Consider the following 24,444-nt stretch of genomic DNA (forward strand, 5'->3'; position numbering starts at 1 on the left):
AAGTTCTTTTTATTTTTGCACCAGTTTTTCAACAGCCGGCAAATCAGCAGGGGCAAAATCAAGTTGTGAAAGACTTTGACGTATAACCCATTTGGCATCTGCGTGTTCACTAATTGAAGGAACACCTTGTACAATTTTGGCCATGTATGTTTCTAAACGGACTATGACTTTTTCATATTCGTATGTAGTATCTTCTACTTTTTTGCCAACTTCAATTTCACAGCTGAATTCTTCTTGAATTTCTCGTTTTAAAGCTTGCTGCGGTGTCTCACCAGCTTCGATTTTACCTCCAGGAAATTCCCAGTAATTTGCAAGTATCATATTAGGACTTCTTAAAGCACAGAAAATCTCATTTTTTTCATTTTCAATAATTGCACCAACGACATGTACGGATTTTTTCATAATGTATTGCTCCTTAAATGTAATCACTTAATGATTTAAAGTAGTAAGATTCGAATTAAAGGAATTCTAAGATTGTTTAAATAACATCTTACTAAATACTTTGATCTGTAAAGAAATAAGTAAGTTAGTATAAATCTTCGTAAACTTTCCTTTTAGGAATAACCCAAAATTCAGCTATAAAAAATCCTAAAAGAAATAGAGTACATGAAAAACCAGTAGTATCACTTGTAATACTATTTGATTGTATTATTTGTAGGCCTACTAAAACATTTAAAAGAAAAGAAATGATAAAACCGAATAGTGCCGCATTTTTTAGATAATTACCAATTAGTAATCTATTACATTTAAATCCAACTGTTTTATGGATTGTTATTGTATGTTGAAGTTGCTTAACTAATCCATATGTGAACCCGATTATGACAAATATAACCACTAAATTGCCAATTATATCATCCATTATTTCACACCTACCCTTGTCTTGAATATTATAATCAGTGTTTTCCCACAAACATTAATAGATAACAATATATTTAAATTATCTGAATCAATTTCATAAATTAAACCCCTAGAGCCCCAGTGGTTTTAAGACATGAAATTGTCGAAATGAGTAAGCTCCATATAAACTCCCAAACTGGAGGAAGAATTCCCTATGACTATTATAAGACAAGAAAGCCTGTTTGGAAAAAATTAAAAGTTATGCAAAATGAAAACGACACATACTATGATTTACTTCTAAAGGTGTATTTTACGTAATAATACAATCTTGCTTGTGTTCAAAAAGGGGAACGCTTAATTTCAAGGGTTTCCCAAATTAATATTTAAAAATCAACGTTAAAGTCTAACATAGTTCAAAAAAGAATATTCACTTTAAGGGTTCAATAATCAAAATTTATAATCTAATAAATCATAGAACTTATACCTATACAAAAAGAATTTGTCTACATATTTTGATAAGGATCAAACCAATATTAAAAGAAAGTAGGTAGTAAGATTAATGGAACAAAAAATACACGAAAATAATGAGCAAAAAAAGAATGTTTTTGATTATATAGTCATTGGAGCAGGAACCACAGGAGGAGTTATTGCTAAACAGCTAACTGATGACAATATAACTTCTTTACTTGTACTAGAAGCTGGAACAAACATGAAGAATGAAAGTCCTTCCATTGAAACAGCGGAAATTCGGGCAAATGATAATAAACTTTCATTTAATGTTTTATCGCAAATAGCAGAAAATATCGTCCGACAGATTAGATTAAGGGCGGGAAGAGTAATAGGTGGAAGCTCACAACATAATTTTATGGCTGCAGTTCGAGGAAGCAGAGAATTATATAATGAATGGGCGAGAATTGTCGGTAATAATGAATGGAAATACGACAATATAAGCTCCTTGTTTAAATTCAATGAAACATACACTGGACAAACACAGAGCCCAAATGAACGAGGAACGAATGGACCGATATTTATTAGACAGCAAAACATACCTAGCAATGGGATTATACAGACTTTAGTTGAGGCAACATCTAAAGTTCTGAAGGTTCCAATTAAAGAGGACTATAATGATGGGATAAGAGATGTTACATCATTTAAAGCACAATTAACTCAGGAAGATATAGGAGATGGTGAGTTCATTCGATCGTCGACTGCAACTGGATATTTAAATGAAAATGTCGTAACACAAGGAGATGAGAGCAATTCAGATGAGTTCGGTATTGGAACTAGAAAGTTGATTATATACGCAAAATCAACAGTAAATAAAATTCTTTTTAAACATAAAGATAGTGAAAAGATTGCAGTTGGCGTTGAATATATCAAAAACGGAGTGACAGAACGAGCTTATTCTCGAAAAGGGGTTATTATCTCAGCAGGTATTTTCTCATCGGTTATTCTACAACGCTCAGGAATCGGCAATCTTGAAGATTTAGCCGAAATTGGGATACAACCATTAGTAGAAAGCCCACATGTTGGGCACAACTTCCAAACTCAATATTATGTTGGTATGGGAGTAAAAGTAGAAACAAATCGCCTGCTACAAGTACTTTCTACTGATCCTGTGCCAGTAGTTCTAGGTGCTTTTAAAAAGGATGATGGACCTGGACGTCGTCTTCAATTAATAGGATTTCCAATTCCAAACTTTATACCGATTCAAGATGTATTCATTCATAATTGGCAATTTAATCAGAATAAATGTAGGAATGTCATGAGTATTGCTATCATCGACCTAAACCCTACAAGTAGAGGTAGCATCCTTGCGGCACATAGTGATCCTGAAGCATATCCATCTATTAAATTTAATCCACTAGATAACCTTGATGATTTAAATTATGTAGTGGATCAGTATATTGAAACATTCAAAATTATTATGAAAGCTCGGAAAAAAGACCCGAAAGGAAGTTACGAGATTGTATATCCTAAAGAAAAAATATTTCATTTAACCGATGAAAAAGAAAAGAGAAAATTACTTGCTGAATATGCGAAAGCTTCCTACACCAATTTCGATCATTTTGGAGGTCAATGTAAAATGGGAAAGGACATTCAAAATGGAGTTGTTGATGGATTCCTGAATGTTCATGGTACTAAAAATCTTAAAGTTGCCGACCTTTCTGTAGCGCCTATATTACCGGATGGTAATCCATCAAATCCTGCACAGATGATTGCGTTAAATTGCGTCAGATTTATTCAAAATAATCTTCATACCCTTGTAATAGAAGATGGAGAATTTGACGAATTCGAGGGAAATGGATCAATAGATTAATAGAAGATAGGATAGATACTTTTGTAAAAGTACATTTTTTAGTCTTTACAAAGAATAAATTAGTAAGAATGTTAAAAAATGATTAGATAACATGTCAATAAGTAAGCCCAGTTACTCTACCATATGTAAAAGTAACTGGGTTTTTAAAGTTGAAAATATAATATGGCAATAAAATATAATTAAATTACTGGCTAAAGTTTAACAATGATTCTACTGAAAAGTAGATTAGCTGATTCAACAAATTGAATCGGATTTTCTATTTTACGCATGTCACTAACCATTTTCATACAAGATATGATGAAAATCGAAAAAAATTGTTCAATATTCGCAATTTTTATACTAAAATTAGCAGTATCAACGAGAGAGAAGGATAATTATGTGGATTGTAGCAGCAATTTTGACCATGTTTTGTTTTGGTATCAATAATCTCATTTTTAAGGCAACATCTGGAAAGGGTATGTCAAAAGTACATATGCAATTTTTCTTTTACCTGATCGCATTTTTGTTAATGTTTGGGTATGGGGTCATCAAAGGATTTGCTCCATTTAATACATTAACGATTGTACTTGGCGCAGTGATTGGTATCTTAAATGCGAATGGTAATATTCAAATGTCGAAGGCGTTTGAAAAGGGACCTGCGAGTCTAACATCTCCGATTATTAGTACCTATACGGTAATTCCAATTTTGAGCGCAGCACTTATTTTCCATGAACATATTACACTCATTCAGTGGATTGGAATTATCGTCATGCTTGGGTCTGCGGCGGTTATTCAATATGCACCAGGTAGCGCTGGTGAAATTAAATACAAGCCATGGATGTACAGAATTTTACTTTCAATTCTATGCTTTGGCGTTCTTGGTGTATTGATGAAAACCTCTTCACATTTACAAATCGATTCGATCAATACGCTAGTTTGTATGTACGGTGGTGGAGCTGTATACTTAATCATCCAAAGTCTGATCACGAGAGAAAAATGGCTTCGTTCCGAAGTGAAATTTGGCTCTGTCATTGGATGCTTTAGTGTCATAGGCTATAGTAGCTACTTTTTCTCACTAGACAAAGGGATCGCAAGTATTGTATTCCCAATCGTGAGCCTAAGCTGTTTAGTCGTAGTACTTGGCAGTGTCTTGCTCTATAAAGAAAAAATGAAAGTTTATCAAATCATCGGTGTTTTAACTGCAATTGGTGGGATTGTGCTTACGAAGATTTGATGCTTATTTTTAAAGGAATGGCTGTATAGTATTAGCTACCAACTGCGAATTCGTAGTTGGTAGCTTTTTTAATATATTAGTCTTAACTAGTTTTCCATTTTTCGTGCATTAATGACACGACTAGCAATGTAATTAACCGCAAAAAGATAATACCAAATTTCACATTATTAAAGTACTAGATTATTGTTGTCTGGACTCCAGCATGTAGAAGTTAATTTCTATGTTGTTGTTCATCTGCTGTTCATATTTCTTTTTTATAATAAGTCTGAGCAATAGGTGTATACATTTTTTTAGAGTATAAAGTATTACTTTTAAGGGAAAAAGACATTTAAATAATGCTATGAATCGGGTGATTATTGAAATGCTAATCTTTGCTACTATATTTATTACAGCAGCACTAGTTTTTTATTCTGTAGGAGTATGGGCAGAAAAAATTCAAAAAACATTAAAGTTATGGCATGTGATTATTTTTTGGATAGGCTTAATATGCGATACACTTGGAACTACCATGATGGAAAAAATGGCCACAGAAGGATCTCTATTTAGTTTTCATGGCATAACAGGTTTATTAGCAATCTTATTAATGTTATTTCATGCAATTTGGGCCTCTATTGTATTGGTAAAAAAAGACTCAAATATGATGAGAAAATTCCATAAGTTTAGTATATTAGTATGGTTCATTTGGTTAATTCCTTATATATCTGGAATGATATATGGAATGACCAACTAATTTTAATAACAGTAAGGATAAATTTATATTGCCCTTTTATATGCATTTACTGTTGTTGTGAACGTAACATTTTAAAAGTAAGCGTCAAATAGCGCCCACGTGTTTTTCGTGAGCGCTTTGCTATATACTTATTTTTCGTGCATTTATAACACGACTAGCAATGTAATTAACTGCAAAAAGAATCAAAAGAACAAAAATGGGACCAATCTTATCGTTCATTTTCCATGCTAAGTAAAAGTAGCCGAATATAATTGCGACTGTTAAGATAAGATATTTTCCCACTACTGTGCCACCTCATTTTGTAAGAATATATCTTCTAATGTTTTCTCGTGCTGTATGACGCTATAAATATCATAGCCTTTAAGTACGAGTTGACGAATACAATGCCCAATTTCCTCTTGTTGTTTTACGAAAATACGTAAATGTTGCTTATCTATTTGATGTGGAGGTAATGTAATTGTGGCCAAGTCTTCTTTTTTAAGAGGGTGGTTTAATGTTATTTCAACTTGAATTTTATTTTGTGATTGTGCACGCAGCTCTTCCATCGTTCCAATGACACTAATTCGTCCATCTTTTAAAATTGCAATACGATGACTTAGCATTTCTAGTTCATTTAAATTATGCGATGTGATGAAGATGGTCTTTCCTTGACTTGCCAATTTTTTTACGAGATCTCGCATATGAATTGCTGATTCAGCGTCTAGCCCAGATGTGGGTTCATCTAAAATAATAAATTCAGGATCGGCGATTAGTGCTTGTGCAACTCCAAGCTTCTTTTTCATGCCAAACGAAAAGTTTTTCACCTTTTTTCCTTTATCCTTTAAAAGTCCTACTAATGCAAGTTTTTCATCGATATCCTTTTGTTGAATTTTGATTTTTTGTATTTTTGCAAAGAATTTTAAATGTTGATTAGCACTCCAGTCTCCATAGAAATTATCTACATCTGGGAAAACGCCTATTTTATGTTTGACTTTATCTAAGGGTTTTCCAAGAATGCGGAAATCGCCATTTGTTTGATGAATAACTCCTGTTAAAATATTAATCAACGTACTTTTTCCGGCACCATTTCTCCCGAGAAAGCCGAAGATTTCTCCTTTATTAATAGAGAAAGAAACTCCTTTTAAGACATCTATAGGTCCAAATGATTTTGTTATATCTGTCATTACTAAAACGTTACTCATTAATAATCACCTCGTTTAAAATGCCATATACTAACGGATACAAAAATAAGACCCATGATCAGCGGAATAAGCACAAGGCCATTTTCTTTTATTTGATATTGGTAGGGAAGCAATAGTTTAAATGGTTTTAACCAAGTTTTTTCTGAGAACATGCTCCACATCCCAATAATAGGTATTACAAAGCTAACTGCTAGTCCAAGTAGCATTGACATACTCGTTGTTTTTGCCAATGTAGAAATTAATAAGCAAAGCCCAATGGCAAAAATAAGGAAGCTATACAACTGTAAGAATGTAAACCAAAGAAAGTCCTTCGCAAAAAAAGACACAATAGTGATTGAAATTCCAAGAGAAAATAACCAAAAAGCTGCAACACCTAAAAACTTACCTAAAATAATATTTGTACGTGAAGTTTTGGTTATAAGAAATCGAATTGTTTTCGTAGATGTTTCACGACTCATTAAATCATGGGATAGCATGAGAACAAATAGAAATCCAAATACTAAAATAAGAAGTCTTGTGGCAGACACATAATTATTTGTATCCGCACCGAAACCAACGAGGTTTCTTGAAACAAATTTACTCATAAAATACGACGTTAGAACTAATAGTGAAATGATAAATAATGATTTAAAACTTTTCGTCATCTCGATAAATTCTTTTTTAGCAATAGCAATCATAATTCAATCCTTCTTTCTTAAAGTGTATTAAGTAATGAGATATTTTTAACTTCATGTTATTTATGTTTACTGGGTGACTTGTTCCGCTTATCTCAATGATAAAAGACGTAACAAACTTTTCTAATTCAATACCGGTTAATTTTATAGTGGTATTAAATAAGATGAATGTGTTCGGAAAAAGAAATAATTACTCAATTTCTTTTCTAGCTCTGAAAGCAAGATTTTTACAATTTGTCGACATGAGGTACCAATATACCTTCTCTACCTATTGTAAGGGAGTTTTTTAGTCTAGATAAAAATATTCATAAACGTTTAGAAATGAAGCATGAACGTAATTTGACATTAATAGATTCCATTTAATCTGTAATTAATCCCGCATTAACGGGCAGTATTACTCTCACCACAAAATTCAGTGAAAGCAAAGAAGTTTGGTGGGAGATAAACTGCCCTTAAAAGCCAGAATTAATGAACACAGACATTGCCACGTCCTGTGGGCAATGTCTGTGTGACTCACATCCTGTGAGCCTCAACTAATAATCAGTGGGGGATGAAGAAAACTCCCACTGATTAGCGCCGTCTGTAGCGGAACATCCACATCTGAATAGTGAAAAGTTATTATGTTGAAATGTTCGTATTTAAAAAACGAAAATAGATTTATCAAATTGATTCAATAAAATAGGTATTTTTCGATACGACTTAATCGAAATTATGTGTTATTTTCACATAGTTTTTGTTAAGTCGTATTTTTATTTTGATCACTTCACGAATTTAAGAGTATTGCACTTTAGAATGATTAATTTATTCAAATGAGGGAATAGTACTTAATGTAAGAATGTTTGAAATATATGGAGCTGGAGGAGAATAAGGCTTGAAGAGTAAGTTTTGGAAATGGGTAGGCATTATTGCGGCTTCCGTAATTGTTGCAGTTTCTGTGCTACTATACCAAATTACTTTTACAGGAGCGAACATCTATCCAAACACAAAAAAGCGACATGCGATGATTCGACTAGAAGATATCGGGCCTGGTGGTGTATATGGTAGTTTGGAAGGTTTAGGAAAATTAAGAGCCGTTATGGAATACATTCAGACGAAGGATATACCTTATCATATGGCCGTTATTCCAAGATGGATAAGTGTTGAAGTGGATGGAACATGGAGAGAAAGAGGAATAGATGACCCTAATCCCGATACCGTTGTGAGTAATTTTATCAGATTACTACAAGAAGGTGAGAAACGGGGCGCTATCCTGGGGATGCATGGCTACAGTCATCAATTTGGAGATTCCACCAAGCCTAATGACAATCAGAATTCTGGAATTGGCAATGAGTTTAAAGTGAATGGGGCACCTGAAACGAAGGAAAGTTCGTATGCAGCTGAACGAATTACTAAAAGTATTGCTGCGTTTGATCAAGTTGGCTTACAACCGAAGTTTTGGGAAACTCCCCATTATCATGACACCAGAGTTCAGGAGAAGGTGTTCCGTTCCTTCATAGGTATCCTGTATCAGCCTGATTTATTTTCCCTTCGTTCTCTTAAGGATATAAATGTTTACGATACTACGAATTCTTATGGTCAGAGCAGTTTAGGGTCTATTTATGTGCCTGCACCTTACAGTTATGTTAAGGACGAAAAATCAGTGGACCGGATCTTAGCAAAAGCGGCTAATGACGATGGTCTAGCTTCTTTATACTTTCATCCATTTTTGGAGTTCCCTTATTTGGAGGAACAGCTGGGAGCGGATGGAAAGCAGTTGATAAGGGATGGGTTACCAGTTTTCAAATATAAGGATGATGGCCCAAGATCGAATCTTCATCGGCTGTTGGATGGTTTCGAAAAAGAGGGCTATCGCTGGATGTCACTCCATGATATTGTGCCGTATACTCCGGCTCATCGTGTGACGATGCCTCCCAGTACATCACCTCAGAAAGTATTATTGGGAGATGTAACCGGACATGGGCATGCGGATGTGATTGTAGTCGAAAAGCATCGTGTGCTGGTGATACCTCAATCATATAAACTTCCCCGTAATCGTCCTCAGCATGCCTCTCAAGTATGGTTGAAGCACACCTTTACAGATGAAGAAGAGCTTATCCTTTCTGATTGGAACAGTGATGGAAAGCGGGACTTGATTAGCTACAACAAAAAAACAGGAGAGCTCCGGATTTTTTTTGCAGGGGAAGGTCAGTTTTTAGCTCCTATATTACTTGGTAAGCTGCCTTCTGGGCTTCAATCCTTAGAGGAAATCCAATCAGAAAAAGGAAAAGGGATGATTGCCACACAAAAAGGGCATATTAAACTTATTCATCTTGTAAATAATAAACTTGTCTTAAGTACGGTACAGTCTCCTTTTCCTAAGGATTCGAATTTATACATAGGACGGTTTGAGAGCTCTTATCAAAACGACATCCTTTGTGTATCAAGTAAAGACCAACAAGTATCTATTCGCTATTATCAGGGGAATGGCCAATATACGAAGTCTAAACCAATCAAAGGGATTAGCTTAAACCCAAGAGATCAATTACTTGTAGGCGATCCGAATGGAGATGGAAAAAGCGATTTAATCGTTTATAATTCGGAGACTGGTGTATGGCAAGTGTACGAGAACAAGGGGAATAGTCGGTTTGTTCCGCTAGATAATAGCTTTGGTCCATGGGCTCATGGAAGTGGGCGAATCGGATTTGTTGCCGACTTTGATGGCAATGGAAAAACAGATATTGGATCCTACGATTATACAGGGCAATTATTAGACATCGCTCTGTCTTTTCGAAAGTGAGAATCCTTAATATCGAAAGGAAGAACTTATGCATCTATTTTTCATAATAATTGCTGACATATTGCAAGTGATTATTTTTTCCATTACTATTTTTCAATTTATAATCAGTTTAGCTGGTTATAAAAAGGGGAAAGAGGATACAGAAGTGAAGCACTCACCAGAAAAGTCATTTGCCATCCTTGTTGCGGCACATAATGAGGAGAAGGTGATTGCCCCACTCCTAGATAACCTCAACAACTTGGACTACCCGAAAGAATTGTATGAGGTATTCGTCATCTGTGATAACTGTACAGACCGCACCGCACAGATTTCGATTGAGCATGGAGTTCATGCAATGGAGAGGTTTGATGATGTTCAAAAGGGAAAAGGATTCGCAGTTGAGTGGATGCTAAATCAACTATGGAAAAGGGAGCGACAGTTCGATGCTGTTGTCATATTTGATGCTGACAATTTAGTTAGCGGAAACTTTTTACATGAGATGAATAACAAGTTACTAAATGGTTATAGAGTGATACAAGGCTACGTAGAAACGAAAAACCCATATGATTCATGGGTTACACTTTCGTATGCGATTAGTTATTGGTTCATGAATAAGATGTGGCAACAGGCTAGGCAAAATTGGGGGATGCCGAACACCTTGGCTGGAACAGGAATGTGCTTCGATTCTGATTTACTCAAGGAGATGGGGTGGAATGCAACATCACTTACGGAGGATGTAGAATTTACGGCGCGTTGCGTTCTCAAAGGAATCTATCCCACATGGGCTAATGATGCGATTATTTATGATGAAAAGCCCATCACACTTAGGAGCTCATTTAGGCAGCGGGTACGTTGGATTAGGGGACATACTGAATGCGCAATGAGATATATGAAGCCGCTTTTAAGCCATGCTGTTAGAACACGTAATTTTTCTGAATTTGATGCGGCTTTGTACTTATTCCAGCCTATTCGGTTCTTGTTCGTTGCAGCGGTGTGGGTCATGACCTATTTGCAATTAGGAACTCCTTTATATACTCACTTTCCCTTTTTAAAAATAGTTCCCGACTGGGCTTGGATTGCGTTAAACATCGCCTTATTTTTGCAATTCCCCTTAGTCATGCTGTTAGAGAAAAGACCTTTGAAATCTTATTGGGGGCTCATACTTTTTCCAGTGTTCCAATTCTCATGGTTCCCGATTACTTTAATAGGAGTATTCACAAGTAAGAATAAAGCTTGGCACCATACAGTCCATACACGTTCTATTCGATTTGAGGATATGAAGGAATGATGATAAGAGAAAAAGCACAACACTGTTTCAAAACAACAGCGGGAGGGCATGTGTTCTTTGGGATTTGAGAGTTTATTCGCTCTTTAAAGGGGTTTATTCTCTCTTTCAACAGATTCATTCGCTTCTTCAAGTGCTTTATTCGCTCTTTTTGTAATTGTATTCGCCCTCTAAGCATTTTAAGTCCTCGAAAAAAAGGATTAGAGAAACTGTGAGGCAATAGAAGATGTGAATCGAGAAATAATCATTATCGTAGCCGATAGAATTCAAAAAAGATGCTGCCTGCAAAATACAGAACAGCATCTTCTTTGCTTTGGTAAAAAAATTCCTTCTTATATCATCCTAACGCAGATTCTATGGTAAATATCCACCGTATCACCCAATAATATAGCTGCTTCTTTTAAAACATCATATACTTCTTTATATTTTAAAATGGTAATAGAATCATTGTTTGTAAAGAGCTCTGCCAGTCCTGAAATGTAGATATCTTCCATCGATTGTTGAGCTATTCTAATTTTTGCAATTCTGCTTTGGCATTCATCAGGTTTTTTCTCCAAAATTAATATTGCGTCACTAAGTTCTAACGCGCCCTGACTTAATAAACTTGTCATTTCTATGATTGTAGAGTCCGCTTCGATGTTTAAAGCCTTAATGGTCTTAAATATAGATATGGAGCAGTCACTAATTTTGTTCATCGCAACAGAAATGGAATAGAGATCTTGTCTGTCAAATGGGGTTGCAAATGCTTCCACAAGGTCATGTTCAAGCTGAAACCGTATGTTATCAGCTTCTTTTTTCTTATTAAGTAAATCATCAGATTCACCTTTGACCTTAATCCAATTGTCCAAAGAATCAATGATTTCATAATTTGTTTTGCTCTGATTCAAAAGCATGGAATAGAAATCATACTTTTTAGGGAATATTTTATCCAAAAAATTATTATCACTCATTAAAAAATCCTCCCATTCATTAAAAAGTAGACAATAGCAGCAGCTATGGCAGAACATGGCATGGTGATAAACCAAGCTGTAACTATTTCTTTACCAATTTTCCAGTTTACCATTCGATATTCGTCTGCTGAACCAACCCCCATAATACCACCTACAACCACATGTGTTGTAGAAACGGGTGCGCCAGTAAAAGTAGCGAGTAGGATTGAAGTTCCTGAAGAGAGCATTGAATTCAAGCTGTGAATTGGTCTTAAATCATATATTTTGTTTCCAATCGTCTTCATGATTTTCCATCCACCTAAAGCAGTACCGATAAACATGACCAAGCCTACTGCTAATTTAATAAAAAGTGGAACACCATGTGAATTCACGATACCGGCAGATATAAGTGCCAGTGAAATCAACCCGGTTATTTTCTGAGAATCATTTGATCCGTGGCTAAATGCCAGAGCAGCCGCCACAATCCACTGCAGCTTATTGATCGTACCATTAATGCTGAATTTAGCATTTCTTAACAGCAGAGCAGATATTTTTTGAATCACAAATGCAATGACGAAGCCCAGGACAGGGGAAAGAATCAGTGAAACGATCACTTTCATAATCCCTACTAACTGGTGATTACCTGAAAAGAGCTCCGAAACTCCCCATAAAATGCTGTTAGGCCCATTTGCAATCCACGCAGCCCCAACAAGACCTCCAATAAGAGCATGGGTGGAACTGGATGGAATCCCGATTTTCCAAGTAATGAGATTCCAAACTACCGCACCGAAAATGGATGCGATTAATATATGTATAAGATGAATCCCCGGAGAGATTTTAACGATTGCTGACACAGTATCAGCAACTTGATTTCCACTAAAAAGAACCCCTAGCGATCCAAAAATTGCAACAATCAGTACCGCCTGAACTGGACTAGCAGCTTTGCAAGCAATCATCGTAGCAACAACCGAACTCGCATCATGCAATCCATTCGTCAGCGTAAAAATCAATGCAATAATAATTACAACAGCCAACAACCAATAGATTCCTGTTAACACCAATTCTCCCTCCTTTTTTATCTATTTACATTATACTAATCAAATGGTATTGAAATAAATAAGAATCTTACAAACGCTTGCTAAAGTTTCTTCTAACAATTCGAAGCAAGTGAAAGGGAAAGTTGATGGCATAGAGTAGGTTTTAGGCGTTGAAAGAGGACATGGGGGGATATGTTTGTTTTAGAGTATGGTGCCAGGCGCTCACAGAATTTGAGAGTTTATTCGCTCTTTGAAAGGAGTTGTTCGCTCTTTCAATAGATTTATTCGCTTCTTCTAGTGCTTTATTCGCTTTTTTTTGAATTGTATTCTCTCTCTTAGCATTTTATGTCCTCGTAAAATGACTCTTAACCATTCTGATTTGTGTAATACGAAACTTCAAAATGCTCATTCTCAAGCTTAAAATTAGTTGAGTCTTGGTGTACTTTTTAATTCCATCACCTACTAGTTCAATATATCATTCTAATTAATAGAGAACCGCTTCAGTACTTTTGCTGAAGCGGTTCATTATATAATACTGATATATTTAATTAGAGAATTAGTTCCTTGAATAATCTATACATTGGATAGCCTATTTAAAGTCTTCAGGAAAACTTTCCAAGCAAGGCCCTTTAACAAAAGTACCTCAACAAATAATCTAATTATCTTCTGTAGACTAGTAGGTTCGTCTGTTACGACATTTTTATCACTATCCGTTATAGTTTACTCGATTTGGTAAGTACCCGTTTTCTTCGTGTTGAAGCCATTCGCTGTTACTTGGATTTGCTTACTTAAATCGCCATCCTCGATATCAGATGCTGTTTCATCTTTGAGAAGGTCAAAATCCTGTTTAACTTCACCATCGTCAAGTCTTCCAATAGTGTTAAGGTAGGGAGACTTTAGTTTTTTCCAAATTTAGCATCAGCCCATATCGTATGGTCTGAGGAATTACCGCTATCGTTAGCATCTGTTGTGATTAACTTCACTTCTTTTGCACCTGTAACAGGGATGTTGACATAGCCATGATCTGTGTGGGCCTTGAATACATCACTTGCAAATTTTTGTTCACCATCTACCCATACTTCAAATGTAGCTGAAGATTCTTTTCCTTTTGCTACTTGATCGATCCCAATATAACTTTCAAAGAAATTAAAGCTTTTTCCTTCAATGTCATACACTACTTCAGAGTTCGCGTGTGCACCGAGTCCTTTTGCATACGTTGTATCAACACCTTGTCTTAGTAATGTAATTGTATCACCAGCAATTGATTTATCTTTTTGTAATGAGCCCCAACCTACTTTTGCAGATTTAGCTGTCATATCAGAAATATATTGCATGTCACTTATTACATTTACGTTCATTGTTTTTGTTTCTTGGATGCCTTCATCGTTTATTTCATAAACAACTTCATAGCTTCCTTTTTTCGCTACATCGACCGTATTCGATTTGATGACGACTGTTTTTGTTATATCTTGGCCACTATGAGAAATCGCTTTAACATAATCCATTGGATCAAATGCTTGATGTAGTTTAACTGTGACATTCTCTTCAGCAGATAGGGTAGGGGTAAATGCCTTTACTTCTACTGGTTTTAGCGTATTTAATTTTTTATCATAGCCAACGACTTTGTACGTATAATTTTTTGTTGTATCTACATTTTCATCGATAAATTGTCCGGTACTAGTAAAGCCGATTAATTCATTATCTCTAAAAATTTCATAACCTAAGAAATCATCTTGATCCGCTTTATCAACCGATAAATATAGCGTATTTGTTTCGTCAGCGTGGTTTGAAGCAAATTTTACGTTTACTTCTTTACCTTTCATACCATTTCCTTTATAGCCTGCTGCACTATTATTTAAATACCATATTTTTTTATCTGGTTTTGGATATTTGCTCGTTTTTGCTTTTGTTTCGTCAGTTACGACAAAGCCATGACGAGCAAAATGTTCACTTAAATCTAAACCAAGTGCTTCCGAAGAGAATTCAACTAAATATTGTTGTTTAGATCGATCACCATCTGAAAGTGTCACATCTCGTTCGCGGTATAAAGAATTTAATTTACCCCAATATCCTGGGCTATACATTTCAAGTTGCCAATAAACAGCTAGTTTTTCAAATAAACCTTGATTGTTATAATCTTTTGAATTTTCTTTCAGTACGTTTTTATAGACGTTCGCTTCATAAGGGATACGTCCATCGATTTTGCCGTAAAATGCTGACATATGCTGCGGAAGCATATTGTTTGTTACTTCACCGATAGTTCGTACTCCAATATCCATGCGATGACCGATTTCATGGATAACGCCCCATGAGCCACCTTTTTCTTCAAATGGAACTAAGATATTGGATACGACATCATCCAGTGTACCGATATGATCGCCAGCCGCATACATATACGCATAAGGCTGTGCAAGTCGTACGTTTTCTCTAATTAATTTAGGGTCATTTTTTTCATTTCGTCCATCTAAACCGTAATACTTAAATAATTCGTCCATTAGACGATTATACGATTCAATTGTTTGTAGTGGGCTGTAGCCATTTTCTATATACGTTTTGTAAGCACCTGTTGCAGTACCTGTCCAGAATAAATGGTCACTAACGATTTCTACGATATCTAGCACTTCGCGATCTTCAACATTAGGATGTTTTGCTATATCTTCATCAATTTTTTTCTTATAGTCGATTAAAAATTGTTTGAACTCATCGACATTTATAGACTTCGTTGCAAAAGGAATGCGATCAACACCTTCAAATCTTAATGTAGGTGCTTTACCTTGCTGTTCAGCTGTATATGGATTTTCAATATAAATTGTTCCACCCGGTGTGACTTCCTTTTTATTATAAGAAGTTTTAGTGATTGCAGGAACAGTGATGACGTTTTTACCGACTTTTAAGCTTACACTTTGTCTCCAACTATTCCAAGCACCTTCTTGTTGTGCAAAAGCTAAGCGTGGTAATGGCCCAGTTGTCGATGCATCAACGTAAACGATAATTTGATCGCCCGGCTGAGCAGCAAGTCCAGTTGGTTGCAAATTGTTGCCGAAGCCGAACTTTAATTTTTCATTCGCATGCTTTACCATATCCCCATGTTGCTCGGCTACTATTATTCTTCCTTCTGTAACGACTTCACCATTAATCACTTTTTTAGCTAACTCTATATTCTCTTTATAAGTAGGATATAGTGGATGAGTTTTTACTTCTGCTTCTAGTGCGTTAATTTGCTCGATACTATTGAATTCAGGTGAAACTTTGTTCATTGTACCGTCAGTAAATAACTTCGCCATTTTATCGTTTAACGTATCTTCTTTATAAAAGGCTAACTCTGATGCACTTGCCCAGTCTTGATTTGCTTTAGTGAAAACAAATTTTACTCGTTTAAATTCTGTAGGCTTGAACTGAATTTCCACGATATCTCCAGTAGAACCTGTATATTCACCAGATGAAACGAGTGTAAAATCATTGCCTGTATCTGTAGTGGAGCTATAAATTTTAAACTGCTGGGCAAAACCTTTACCTTTCGCAGAAGATTGACGGGCAGCGTAGACAATTCTATTTAACGTAGACGCTTCATCGAACTGGATCACGACTTCATTTGTAAATGATGCACTATTCGGTTTTCCAGTTTCCCAATATGTATTCATGTCGCCATCAATCGCTTTATCAATAGTAGAATCAGCATATTTTCCACCGTTGTTAGTGATTGATTTAATGTTCGTGTTCGCCATTTTAAATACGTCATCGTATGCTTTTAAAATCTCTTTTTCATACAAATCAAATATTTTCACCGAAGCGATCGTAGGATTAGTACTAGCTTCAGCTGAAGTTTTGACAATGCTTCCATTCGGATTTTCACTTGCTAAAACATTCAATGGACCGCCGACTAAATTCAATGCCAAGGCAGACACTGTTACAATTTTTACTACTTTCATACATAATTCCTCCTAATGAATTTTTTTCCTAAGGAGCACATAAAAAAGCTACTCAAAGAAGAGTAGCTTAATTTCAAATAAGGAAATCATAAAAAAATCCCACATAAAAAATGAGAGCACTGAAAAACGCTAAAAGATGAAAAATTCGTCTTTTAGAAATTATATTAAAAAATCATTTTTCGGTGGATTGCAGATAAATGCAATATTTTTTACGACCTTATTAAACAAAAAGTATTATGTACTCTTTGGCAACTGGCTGACATAGTTATAAACCTTAGTCCCTATAGCTTTGCGTCCCTAAATTTCTTTAGGTTTGCCTATTCAATTTTTATACAATAAAGAATAGCATAGTGAAAATAATTACCAAAGAACAATTTATACTATATTTTCCATTAAAAGATCAAATAAATGAATTTGTTATGGACCTATTTAACTTAGATGAAACTGAAAAAAGAAGTTAGATCTTTTGGTTTAGACAATTAATAATAGACGGGGATAGGGAGGGTGGGTAAAAATATACGGAGTATTTACTATTTATTTACAATTGAATTTATCAATAACAAATATCCTATAAAAATAACTAATGATATTTTTGCTTGCCTTGAAGTCCAGATGAAGGAGTCAAAGGTATTTTTAGAAAGGATTAAATATAATAATCAAGAAATAGTGGTTGATAAAAAATATTTTAGTGATAAGCATAAAGTATCGAATGTCTATAGATACACATTAATTATTTAAGTAAATAAAATTACATTGGAAGAGAATTCGTGTGTATTTTCACCTAACTACAATTATGAAGATATATCTATGAAAAGTGTGAAAAAAATAGCTCTATTTTAGTTATTTTAGAATCGCCCCATAAAAATGAATCTTATAATAAATTTAATGTAAAAGGACTAGCACAAGGACCTACTGAGCGATGGCTGTATAAGTGTCTTTCACAGGTTGTTAATGAAATGAGAATACATATAGGGTAATGCTTAAGGTGAAAATATGTAAAAAGTAGTAAGAGAATATTTAAATAAAAATAGGGCTTTTTATTATTTCCAATATTTTGTATCATAAGGAGATTACATATTTATGAAATGAGATGGGGAGCTACAGGGTTGCCATTTTTTTATCAAATTGTGAGATAAGCTACTCTTTAAGCTCAAGTTTAAAAGATATGATCTGAAGTAGTGCTTTCTATAGTCAACTTATATACTGGGTTAGGCTCTTTAATTTCCCCAGAATTTTAGAAGAAAAAAACACTCAAATTAATGAGCGTTCTCTTCTTACAATACTATCTATATTTTTTTAGCTTTTCTAAATCTTTTCTAAAATCACTTTTATAAGTGTAATCTGAAATATAATCTAGAAAATCCGCAAACTCATTTCCTTTTTCATAAAATGATTCAATAAATTCTTTAGTATCGCTAACTAATAGCTGTTCATCTACTGATAAGAGTAAATTACTTTTATTTTTCTTTTCAAACTTAATTTCGATAGGTGTATTAGGGAAATAAATTTCACCTTCTCCATTTTCTAAGAAATTTTCTAATGCATTTTTATAAAAATACCATAAAGAATCAATATCATCATATGCTTCAAAATCTTCAATTTTTCCATGAACACCGTTTTCAAATACAATAACACCATCTAAATTGAATAGCCCATCTTCAAAAACATCTTTTTTTATAGCAATAATTTCTTTTATTTCTTCTTTTTTCTTAATATTTATAAACTTATCTTCTTCTCGAAAATATATAAAAGTTTTGATTTTCATTTAATAGTTCCCCTTTAATGTTTTCACTACTTTATCTTTTAGTACTTTTTTAAAAGTTTTACTACCCTAATGCTATCCGAGCATCGGCTTTTATTTTTTATAAAAGCCTATCTAAAAGGGAATATGATGTAAACATATTTTAGAAAAAGAAAACTTTATATTTATTACCTTCTAAATACTGTAAATATTTAGAAGGTGTTATCCGACAAAAATCGACAAGATTATATCTATACAAGTACTTAAAAAGGCAGCTAATAAGCTACCCTTTAAGAATTACATATGATTTTTTAGATATTGTTCTTCTCTTAATTTTTCTGCTTTAGAACGTCTATCAATGCCGAAATATTCAATTGATATTCTATTCAAAAGAATACACCTTGCTTCAGGTTCTAATTTGTTAATTTCTTTTCCAATTTCTTCGAATGTTTCATTAATATTTTTCATCATCAATCAAATCCTTTCTAATTAGGGCGTAATTAAACGCTCTGTATAAATTCAATATAAATAAAATTTAAAAAAGATTGATGTTTCTATCATAGCATGTAATTGGTAGGAGAAAATATCATTATCCAAAATTATAAAAATATAAACACATAATAAATAATAACGTATCAAATAGCACCATAAGAAATGTGAGAATTCTTTTTATTAATAATGGAGAAAGCTGATAGAAGAATGTATAAATGAAAATAGAAACATATATTGATATTTGTGTTCCTTTGGATGAAAAAGATGAAATAAAGCGTTTTACAGATAGCAAAGAGGATTTTATTGTAGAAGATTTATTGGCATTAGATGGAACCAATAGTGTTCCAATTCTATCTTTTGTTTTATAAGTAAAACAAAAGTTGTAATAGGTACTAAGTGTTGTCAAAGCCAATTGAACTTATTCGGATTAGAATTGGATAAATATAACTTTTGTAGTAAAAATCCGATGAATAATGAAAATGGTTGTAATTTCAGTTCTTTCCATTATTTCTAATATTTTGTATCATAAAGAGAATGAATTTATGAAATGAGATGGCAACTTGTCACAGTATAAATTTGAACGGTGGAGTTACCGTTTATTAATCGATTAGTGAGTTAGGGTATACACATAAAATAGGTGCAGAGCTTGATGTGGATTGTTCAACACAGGCTTCAGTATTGAGTTTTATGAAGATTATATTAGTGACGATGATGTACAAATGGAATCACTCTTGTACAACAAAAATAAATCCGTTAAAAAAGTTGAAAGGGGTACAATTTATGAACTTTTTATCAAAAAAATTTTTAGGTAATTCAATAATAGTTTGGATAATAATTAGTTTATTATATCCAATTGGATTATATTATATTATTATGAAACACAATGCTCAAGGATTCTACTTTTTGTTATTAGGGACTGGTTTGAGTTTCCTTTTTGAAAATGTAATATTTAAAAAGAAAGAGAAAGAAAAAAATAAATAAAAGAAGGAAATCAAGGGGGATACGCCTTATCAATGAAACTGTATTGTAAGAAATAGAAAAAGATGATTTCTGTATTTTCAGCTAAGGAACGCTGAAAATCTCCCCCTTTCCCCAGTCGCCTGTATTACCTAAAACCCTTATGCCCGTAATTACAAAATCCCCATTTGTATTTGAAATTGACTTAACAATTCATTTCATTTACAAATGGAGATTTATTAGTTAATAAGTTCTTTCATTAATCATCATTGAGGTTTGGTAGCTGTAATTTCTAAATATAATCTGAAGTCGGGCTCTCTATAATCAGCTTATATACATGGTTAGGTTCTTTAATTTCCCCAACTATTTACAGAATACCTGGGAAAGCGTAAGACTATAGAGATAGAGGTTGATTAAGAAGGAGAATTCTATGAAAATAGAAACTTATATTTATTTAGAAAATGAGGACAAATATGTTAGTTTGAGTGAAAAAGAGAAAATTAAAGGTTTTGTTAGTCGAAAAGAAGACTTTATGGAAGATGGATTTTTAAATTTAGACGGAACTATAACATTTAAAAATGGGGAAAAGGGAGAGATTATCGATTTTGATGAATCAGATGAAATTTCACCTCTCTGGCATTATTATAAAAATGCTTTAATAGATTATTTAAATGAAGGATATGGGGAAGTTTATTATCCAAATGCACCATTAGAAATAAAATTTGAAAAAAAATCAAAAAATGAGTTAATGTTATCCTTAGAAAATCAAATTTTAATTTGTGATCAAAAAGAATTTCTAGAAGAATTTTATAATGCTGCGATCAAATTCATTGAATTCACTGATTATATAAGTGAAGGGCAGTATTATGATGATTTAAAAGAAGAATTAGCAGTAATAAAAAATTGGAATGAAAATCTAATATAGATAAGCGAAGAAAAAAGGTGTTTTATAAGAGTGTCCACTGAAAAAGTCTATAAAGTATTCTTAAGCAAAATCTTGAACGATTTAACGTTCAAGATTTTGCTCTTTTGTTAAATCCCATAAGGGAAATTTAAAATTATCAGTTGAAGAGGCTAAAATTATAACAACACCGATTACGAAAAAAATGATAATCGTTCATCCAACGGATACATTAAGTAATGCGCCTTTATCTTTGTTCTAACCACTATGATGGCGTAACTTATGTTTTAGGAATTAATAAAGGACATTTGCATCAATTATATCCCAGAACTAAATAGAATAAGGGGGATGAATAAATGAAAATAGAAACATATATTTTACTAGAAGATAAAGATATTTGTGTTCCTTTGGTTGAACAAGATGAAATAAAGCGTTTTGCAGATAGTAAAGAGGGTTTAATTGTAGAGGATTTATTGGCATTAGATGGAACGATTACCTTTAAACACAAAAATGATAGTATAGCAGATTTCGAAAATTTGGACGATATTAATACCCTTTGGCATTATTATTCGAATGCTCTTTTTGAATTTTTAGATGAAGGATACGGACAGGTTTATTATCCCGATTTGCCATTGGAAATTAAGTTAGAAAAGAAATCAAAGAAGGAATTAATTTTATCTTTAGAAGATCAAATTTTAGTGTGTGATATAGATATTTTTTTAAAAGAATTTTATAAAGCAGGTAATGAATTTATTGAATTAAGAAATTTTATTACAGATAGTAAATATGATGATTATTTAAAAAAGAGTATAAAGAAATTAATAAAATATATCGGTTGAAATATTAATTAGTTTGGGAAAGTGTCAACGATAAGCGAAGAAAAAAGGCGTCTAAGGACAGCCTTTTTTTGGTTATTAAGAGGAGTTAATATATTCAATTGATTGTGTAGCTTTTCTAACTATTAAAGGGGAGATACTTCAATAGGGTAATGCTTAAGGTGAAAATATGTAAAAAGTAGTAAGAGATTATTTAAAATATTAATAGGAAGATGTTTCCAATCAATAACCCATTTTTAGTAATTTAATACTGTTTTAATTAGATAAAACAATTATTGGGTTTTATTGTGGTAAAATAAAATAGATATGATAAATATTGGATATTTTATAAATGCAAATAAGGATGGGGAAACTTTATGAAACAACGAAGTAAGAAATTTAAAAAAGGGACCATTTATCAATTGCAGGAATAATATATCAAACAGAAATGGTAGCATTATCTCTACTCCCTAAAAATTGTTATTAAAGGGATTATTGCTAAGTCTTATATTAAAGGATGACTTTATTTTGAAAAAGAAGTTTGTTTTGATATTTACATTTCTACTATGCTGCGGTTTATTTTTTATTTTTACAGAGAGTAAAGTAAAAGCAACTTTTACAGGAGTAATCGAAGAGATAGATGGACAGACTGCCATAGTTTATGTAACTGAAGAAGAAGATGAAAATAATGTAGTTACAGGAATAATTGCTGTAAATCTTGCGAAGAATCCCGACGAAACATTTCATGTTGGTGATAAAGTAAAAGTCGGTTATGATGGCACGATGCGAGATACAGCACCAATTGGTATTACTACACTTACTGTAGAATTAGTTCAGTGATGTCTAATAGAGAAGTTGAGTAATGTAGCATTGCTCCTTTGTAATAATGTTTCAAAATTTAAAACGGGAGGGTGCCAGTCCCTCATTCAATTGATGTCTTTTCAATACGAAGGGGGAGGGGAGTTATGGAACAAAAGATTCTTGAATTACTTAACGAGATATATCCATTGGATTTCATTAAAGTTGAATCAGTAACAGATGAGATGTTTCGGTGTACTGCGAAAGATGGTGATTACTTTGCTAGAATTACCAACTATAAAAATTATGATGAACAGTTAGAGGAAGTAAATTATACAAACTTCTTATATAACGAAGGATTAGGAGTATCACCAACAATTTCCTCATTAAATGGGGAAGTTGTCGAAAAGATTACTCTTAACAACAATGAAGTATTAACCGTTCTTTATAAATCAGCATCTGGTGTACACTTACCAAGAAACCAATGGAATGCCAATATATTAAAAGAATTAGGTCGGCAAATAGGTAGATTACATCGTTTTTCAAAAAAATTTGAAGAGATACATCCAATAAAATATATTAACGATTGGCATGATAATGAGGAATACGCTTTCCTCAAATATATTCCTAAAGATGAATATACAATTAGAGATACTGCACAAAAGGTTTTATCAACAATTAAAAAATTGCCAAAAAATCATTCGAATTATGGATTGTTATATGGCGATTTATGGTTAGAAAATGTATTAGTTGATAATGATTTGAATTTAGCAATGGTTGATTTTCAAGATTGTGAGAAACATTTTTATATTTATGATTTAGTAGTTCCAATATATAGTGCGTTGGAATATTCGTTTGTGGGTGGAGGTAACATTGTAGAATATGAACGGGGTATTACAAAAGCAATTATCGAAGGATACCAAGAGGAAAATGAACTATCCCCGGAAATGTTAGATAAACTTCCCCTATTTATTAAATTAAAAGAAATATTTGAATACAGCTTAATGCATATGTACTGGAATAAAGAAAAGTTAACAGAAGAACAGTTAAGAATAATGAACCATTTTAGGATGAGGATTGAACTCGATCATTCCCTGCTTAATATATAACACTATGATTTGCTGTTGCATTAAAGGGTGCCATACTTCAAGAAGGTAGTATGGGGATTCTATGCTATCTGTCATTTAGTAAGGGGTTTTTTATTTAATATTAGGGGGTTCTAGTTAACTTAAGAGTTATATCATGAATTTCTTCATCATTAAAGCTTTTGGGAAGTCGATATTCTTTTCCATTTGATAAATTGTAAAGTATGTAGGTATCTTTGGTAAAGGCATCTATAGAAATTCTCCACCTAATTCCATCTACTTCTCCTTGTTTGAAAAGTTCAATTACTAAGGGTTTTACAAAAGGCTTTTTTTCTTCAATTAATGATTTTTGTAAAGGCCAACGCCCAATAGGGTATTTCAAAAGATTGGTTATCCGTAAATCATATTTATCTCCATTAATTGTACATACACTTCTTTTGATGAAGCATTAGTAATCATATTTTTATACAGTATTCTTTTATTGTCGGAAGTTATTACAAATAATCCTTCAGTTCCATAGCTGAAGGCTATATTGGGGTCTGCAAGTTGAAACGGTAAAGGTGAATCAATAAAATATTCAATAGTTTCTTCCCCGCGACACCGGGCTTAGGTCTTTTAATTTTGCCTTCATTCGTTTGTGATTGTAATAGTTAATATAGTCTTTAAGTTCTTGTTAAAAATGTTCCATTGATTTAAATTCTTGTAGTATAGGAGTTCGATTTTAATAAGCTAAAGATGGAATTCTGTCCCCATTTCTCGTTTATT

At 33.2% G+C, this 24,444-nt stretch carries 22 protein-coding genes, 1 pseudogene and 1 riboswitch; of the genes and pseudogenes, 11 read left to right on the forward strand and 12 right to left on the reverse strand.

Annotated elements, in window-relative coordinates:
* Positions 1-9 precede the first annotated feature (9 nt).
* Both mutT and ACIQ4I_RS13440 read right to left on the reverse strand, forming a co-directional pair.
* A complete protein-coding gene (mutT, locus tag ACIQ4I_RS13435) occupies positions 10-402 on the reverse strand; it encodes an 8-oxo-dGTP diphosphatase MutT (RefSeq protein WP_403096591.1) in 393 nt (130 codons plus the stop codon).
* 124 nt (positions 403-526) lie between these two features.
* Positions 527-859: a hypothetical protein gene (locus ACIQ4I_RS13440; RefSeq protein WP_403096594.1), complete on the reverse strand. Its 333-nt coding sequence runs from the start codon at positions 857-859 to the stop codon at positions 527-529.
* Between the two features lie 537 nt (positions 860-1,396).
* Between ACIQ4I_RS13440 and ACIQ4I_RS13445 the strand changes: the two genes are divergently transcribed.
* The 3 genes from ACIQ4I_RS13445 (at position 1,397) to ACIQ4I_RS13455 (ending at position 5,100) form a co-directional block, all read left to right on the forward strand.
* Positions 1,397-3,157 (forward strand): GMC family oxidoreductase, encoded by a 1,761-nt coding sequence (locus tag ACIQ4I_RS13445; protein ID WP_403096597.1) that lies wholly within the window; start codon positions 1,397-1,399, stop codon positions 3,155-3,157.
* A 376-nt stretch (positions 3,158-3,533) separates the two neighbouring features.
* Entirely contained in the window at positions 3,534-4,370 is an 837-nt protein-coding gene (locus tag ACIQ4I_RS13450) for an EamA family transporter (RefSeq protein WP_403096599.1), read from the forward strand.
* Positions 4,371-4,731: 361 nt separating this feature from the next.
* Positions 4,732-5,100 carry an HsmA family protein gene (locus tag ACIQ4I_RS13455; protein ID WP_403096602.1) on the forward strand — a complete coding sequence of 123 codons (369 nt, stop codon included), beginning with the start codon at positions 4,732-4,734 and terminating at the stop codon, positions 5,098-5,100.
* 120 nt (positions 5,101-5,220) lie between these two features.
* Here ACIQ4I_RS13455 and ACIQ4I_RS13460 read toward each other — a convergent pair whose 3' ends face one another.
* Genes ACIQ4I_RS13460 through ACIQ4I_RS13470 form a run of 3 tightly spaced genes read right to left on the reverse strand, consistent with a single transcriptional unit; the run spans position 5,221 to position 6,958 of the window.
* Entirely contained in the window at positions 5,221-5,382 is a 162-nt protein-coding gene (locus ACIQ4I_RS13460) for a hypothetical protein (RefSeq protein ID WP_403096605.1), read from the reverse strand.
* Positions 5,382-6,281, reverse strand: a complete 900-nt coding sequence (locus ACIQ4I_RS13465; protein ID WP_403096608.1) for an ABC transporter ATP-binding protein — start codon at positions 6,279-6,281, stop codon at positions 5,382-5,384. The genes ACIQ4I_RS13460 and ACIQ4I_RS13465 overlap by 1 nt, the downstream gene beginning before the upstream one ends.
* Positions 6,281-6,958: an ABC transporter permease gene (locus tag ACIQ4I_RS13470; RefSeq protein WP_403096611.1), complete on the reverse strand. Its 678-nt coding sequence runs from the start codon at positions 6,956-6,958 to the stop codon at positions 6,281-6,283. The genes ACIQ4I_RS13465 and ACIQ4I_RS13470 overlap by 1 nt, the downstream gene beginning before the upstream one ends.
* A gap of 868 nt (positions 6,959-7,826) precedes the next feature.
* Here ACIQ4I_RS13470 and ACIQ4I_RS13475 point away from each other — a divergent pair.
* Positions 7,827-9,731: a DUF2334 domain-containing protein gene (locus tag ACIQ4I_RS13475; RefSeq protein ID WP_403096614.1), complete on the forward strand. Its 1,905-nt coding sequence runs from the start codon at positions 7,827-7,829 to the stop codon at positions 9,729-9,731.
* A 28-nt stretch (positions 9,732-9,759) separates the two neighbouring features.
* Entirely contained in the window at positions 9,760-10,998 is a 1,239-nt protein-coding gene (locus ACIQ4I_RS13480; RefSeq protein ID WP_403096616.1) for a glycosyltransferase family 2 protein, read from the forward strand.
* A gap of 329 nt (positions 10,999-11,327) precedes the next feature.
* Here the strand turns inward: ACIQ4I_RS13480 and ACIQ4I_RS13485 are convergent, their stop codons facing one another.
* From ACIQ4I_RS13485 to ACIQ4I_RS13505, 5 genes are all read right to left on the reverse strand, one after another.
* Positions 11,328-11,945, reverse strand: a complete 618-nt coding sequence (locus ACIQ4I_RS13485) for a DUF47 domain-containing protein (RefSeq protein ID WP_403096619.1) — start codon at positions 11,943-11,945, stop codon at positions 11,328-11,330.
* Positions 11,945-12,910, reverse strand: a complete 966-nt coding sequence (locus tag ACIQ4I_RS13490) for an inorganic phosphate transporter (protein WP_403096622.1) — start codon at positions 12,908-12,910, stop codon at positions 11,945-11,947. Before ACIQ4I_RS13490 ends, ACIQ4I_RS13485 begins: the two co-directional genes overlap by 1 nt.
* A gap of 947 nt (positions 12,911-13,857) precedes the next feature.
* A complete protein-coding gene (locus ACIQ4I_RS13495; RefSeq protein ID WP_403096625.1) occupies positions 13,858-16,890 on the reverse strand; it encodes an NPCBM/NEW2 domain-containing protein in 3,033 nt (1,010 codons plus the stop codon).
* A gap of 244 nt (positions 16,891-17,134) precedes the next feature.
* Positions 17,135-17,218: riboswitch (cyclic di-GMP riboswitch) on the reverse strand.
* Between the two features lie 954 nt (positions 17,219-18,172).
* Entirely contained in the window at positions 18,173-18,655 is a 483-nt protein-coding gene (locus ACIQ4I_RS13500; protein ID WP_403096628.1) for a hypothetical protein, read from the reverse strand.
* A 273-nt stretch (positions 18,656-18,928) separates the two neighbouring features.
* A complete protein-coding gene (locus ACIQ4I_RS13505) occupies positions 18,929-19,102 on the reverse strand; it encodes a hypothetical protein (protein WP_403096630.1) in 174 nt (57 codons plus the stop codon).
* A 236-nt stretch (positions 19,103-19,338) separates the two neighbouring features.
* On the opposite strand from ACIQ4I_RS13505, the gene ACIQ4I_RS13510 reads away from it, so the two are divergent.
* From ACIQ4I_RS13510 to ACIQ4I_RS13535, 6 genes are all read left to right on the forward strand, one after another.
* Positions 19,339-19,491 (forward strand): hypothetical protein, encoded by a 153-nt coding sequence (locus tag ACIQ4I_RS13510; RefSeq protein WP_403096633.1) that lies wholly within the window; start codon positions 19,339-19,341, stop codon positions 19,489-19,491.
* A gap of 412 nt (positions 19,492-19,903) precedes the next feature.
* Positions 19,904-20,104 (forward strand): hypothetical protein, encoded by a 201-nt coding sequence (locus tag ACIQ4I_RS13515; RefSeq protein ID WP_403096635.1) that lies wholly within the window; start codon positions 19,904-19,906, stop codon positions 20,102-20,104.
* Positions 20,105-20,510: 406 nt separating this feature from the next.
* On the forward strand, positions 20,511-21,005 hold the full coding sequence (locus tag ACIQ4I_RS13520; protein ID WP_403096637.1) for a hypothetical protein: 495 nt from the start codon (positions 20,511-20,513) through the stop codon (positions 21,003-21,005).
* Between the two features lie 332 nt (positions 21,006-21,337).
* On the forward strand, positions 21,338-21,820 hold the full coding sequence (locus tag ACIQ4I_RS13525; protein ID WP_403096639.1) for a hypothetical protein: 483 nt from the start codon (positions 21,338-21,340) through the stop codon (positions 21,818-21,820).
* Between the two features lie 504 nt (positions 21,821-22,324).
* Complete coding sequence (locus ACIQ4I_RS13530) at positions 22,325-22,636, forward strand: hypothetical protein (protein ID WP_403096642.1); 312 nt, start codon at positions 22,325-22,327, stop codon at positions 22,634-22,636.
* Between the two features lie 125 nt (positions 22,637-22,761).
* Complete coding sequence (locus tag ACIQ4I_RS13535; RefSeq protein ID WP_403096645.1) at positions 22,762-23,703, forward strand: phosphotransferase enzyme family protein; 942 nt, start codon at positions 22,762-22,764, stop codon at positions 23,701-23,703.
* A gap of 100 nt (positions 23,704-23,803) precedes the next feature.
* Here the strand turns inward: ACIQ4I_RS13535 and ACIQ4I_RS13540 are convergent, their stop codons facing one another.
* Positions 23,804-24,061, reverse strand: coding sequence for a hypothetical protein (locus ACIQ4I_RS13540; protein ID WP_403096648.1), 258 nt, complete (start codon positions 24,059-24,061; stop codon positions 23,804-23,806).
* Between the two features lie 195 nt (positions 24,062-24,256).
* Positions 24,257-24,346: pseudogene (locus tag ACIQ4I_RS13545) on the reverse strand (IS3 family transposase); the annotation flags it as partial.
* Positions 24,347-24,444 lie beyond the last annotated feature (98 nt).

Source organism: Rummeliibacillus sp. NPDC094406 (assembly GCF_044763875.1).
Taxonomy (GTDB): Bacteria; Bacillota; Bacilli; order Bacillales_A; family Planococcaceae; genus Rummeliibacillus.

What these genes read in the sequence shown, in the direction of transcription:
- mutT (WP_403096591.1), bottom strand. Translation starts at nt 402, where the DNA reads ATGAAAAAATCCGTACATGTCGTTGGTGCAATTATTGAAAATGAAAAA.
- ACIQ4I_RS13440 (WP_403096594.1), bottom strand. Translation starts at nt 859, where the DNA reads ATGGATGATATAATTGGCAATTTAGTGGTTATATTTGTCATAATCGGG.
- ACIQ4I_RS13445 (WP_403096597.1), top strand. Translation starts at nt 1,397, where the DNA reads ATGGAACAAAAAATACACGAAAATAATGAGCAAAAAAAGAATGTTTTT.
- ACIQ4I_RS13450 (WP_403096599.1), top strand. Translation starts at nt 3,534, where the DNA reads ATGTGGATTGTAGCAGCAATTTTGACCATGTTTTGTTTTGGTATCAAT.
- ACIQ4I_RS13455 (WP_403096602.1), top strand. Translation starts at nt 4,732, where the DNA reads ATGCTAATCTTTGCTACTATATTTATTACAGCAGCACTAGTTTTTTAT.
- ACIQ4I_RS13465 (WP_403096608.1), bottom strand. Translation starts at nt 6,281, where the DNA reads ATGAGTAACGTTTTAGTAATGACAGATATAACAAAATCATTTGGACCT.
- ACIQ4I_RS13470 (WP_403096611.1), bottom strand. Translation starts at nt 6,958, where the DNA reads ATGATTGCTATTGCTAAAAAAGAATTTATCGAGATGACGAAAAGTTTT.
- ACIQ4I_RS13480 (WP_403096616.1), top strand. Translation starts at nt 9,760, where the DNA reads ATGCATCTATTTTTCATAATAATTGCTGACATATTGCAAGTGATTATT.
- ACIQ4I_RS13485 (WP_403096619.1), bottom strand. Translation starts at nt 11,945, where the DNA reads ATGAGTGATAATAATTTTTTGGATAAAATATTCCCTAAAAAGTATGAT.
- ACIQ4I_RS13495 (WP_403096625.1), bottom strand. Translation starts at nt 16,890, where the DNA reads ATGAAAGTAGTAAAAATTGTAACAGTGTCTGCCTTGGCATTGAATTTA.
- ACIQ4I_RS13500 (WP_403096628.1), bottom strand. Translation starts at nt 18,655, where the DNA reads ATGAAAATCAAAACTTTTATATATTTTCGAGAAGAAGATAAGTTTATA.
- ACIQ4I_RS13505 (WP_403096630.1), bottom strand. Translation starts at nt 19,102, where the DNA reads ATGATGAAAAATATTAATGAAACATTCGAAGAAATTGGAAAAGAAATT.
- ACIQ4I_RS13510 (WP_403096633.1), top strand. Translation starts at nt 19,339, where the DNA reads ATGAAAATAGAAACATATATTGATATTTGTGTTCCTTTGGATGAAAAA.
- ACIQ4I_RS13515 (WP_403096635.1), top strand. Translation starts at nt 19,904, where the DNA reads ATGAACTTTTTATCAAAAAAATTTTTAGGTAATTCAATAATAGTTTGG.
- ACIQ4I_RS13520 (WP_403096637.1), top strand. Translation starts at nt 20,511, where the DNA reads ATGAAAATAGAAACTTATATTTATTTAGAAAATGAGGACAAATATGTT.
- ACIQ4I_RS13525 (WP_403096639.1), top strand. Translation starts at nt 21,338, where the DNA reads ATGAAAATAGAAACATATATTTTACTAGAAGATAAAGATATTTGTGTT.
- ACIQ4I_RS13535 (WP_403096645.1), top strand. Translation starts at nt 22,762, where the DNA reads ATGGAACAAAAGATTCTTGAATTACTTAACGAGATATATCCATTGGAT.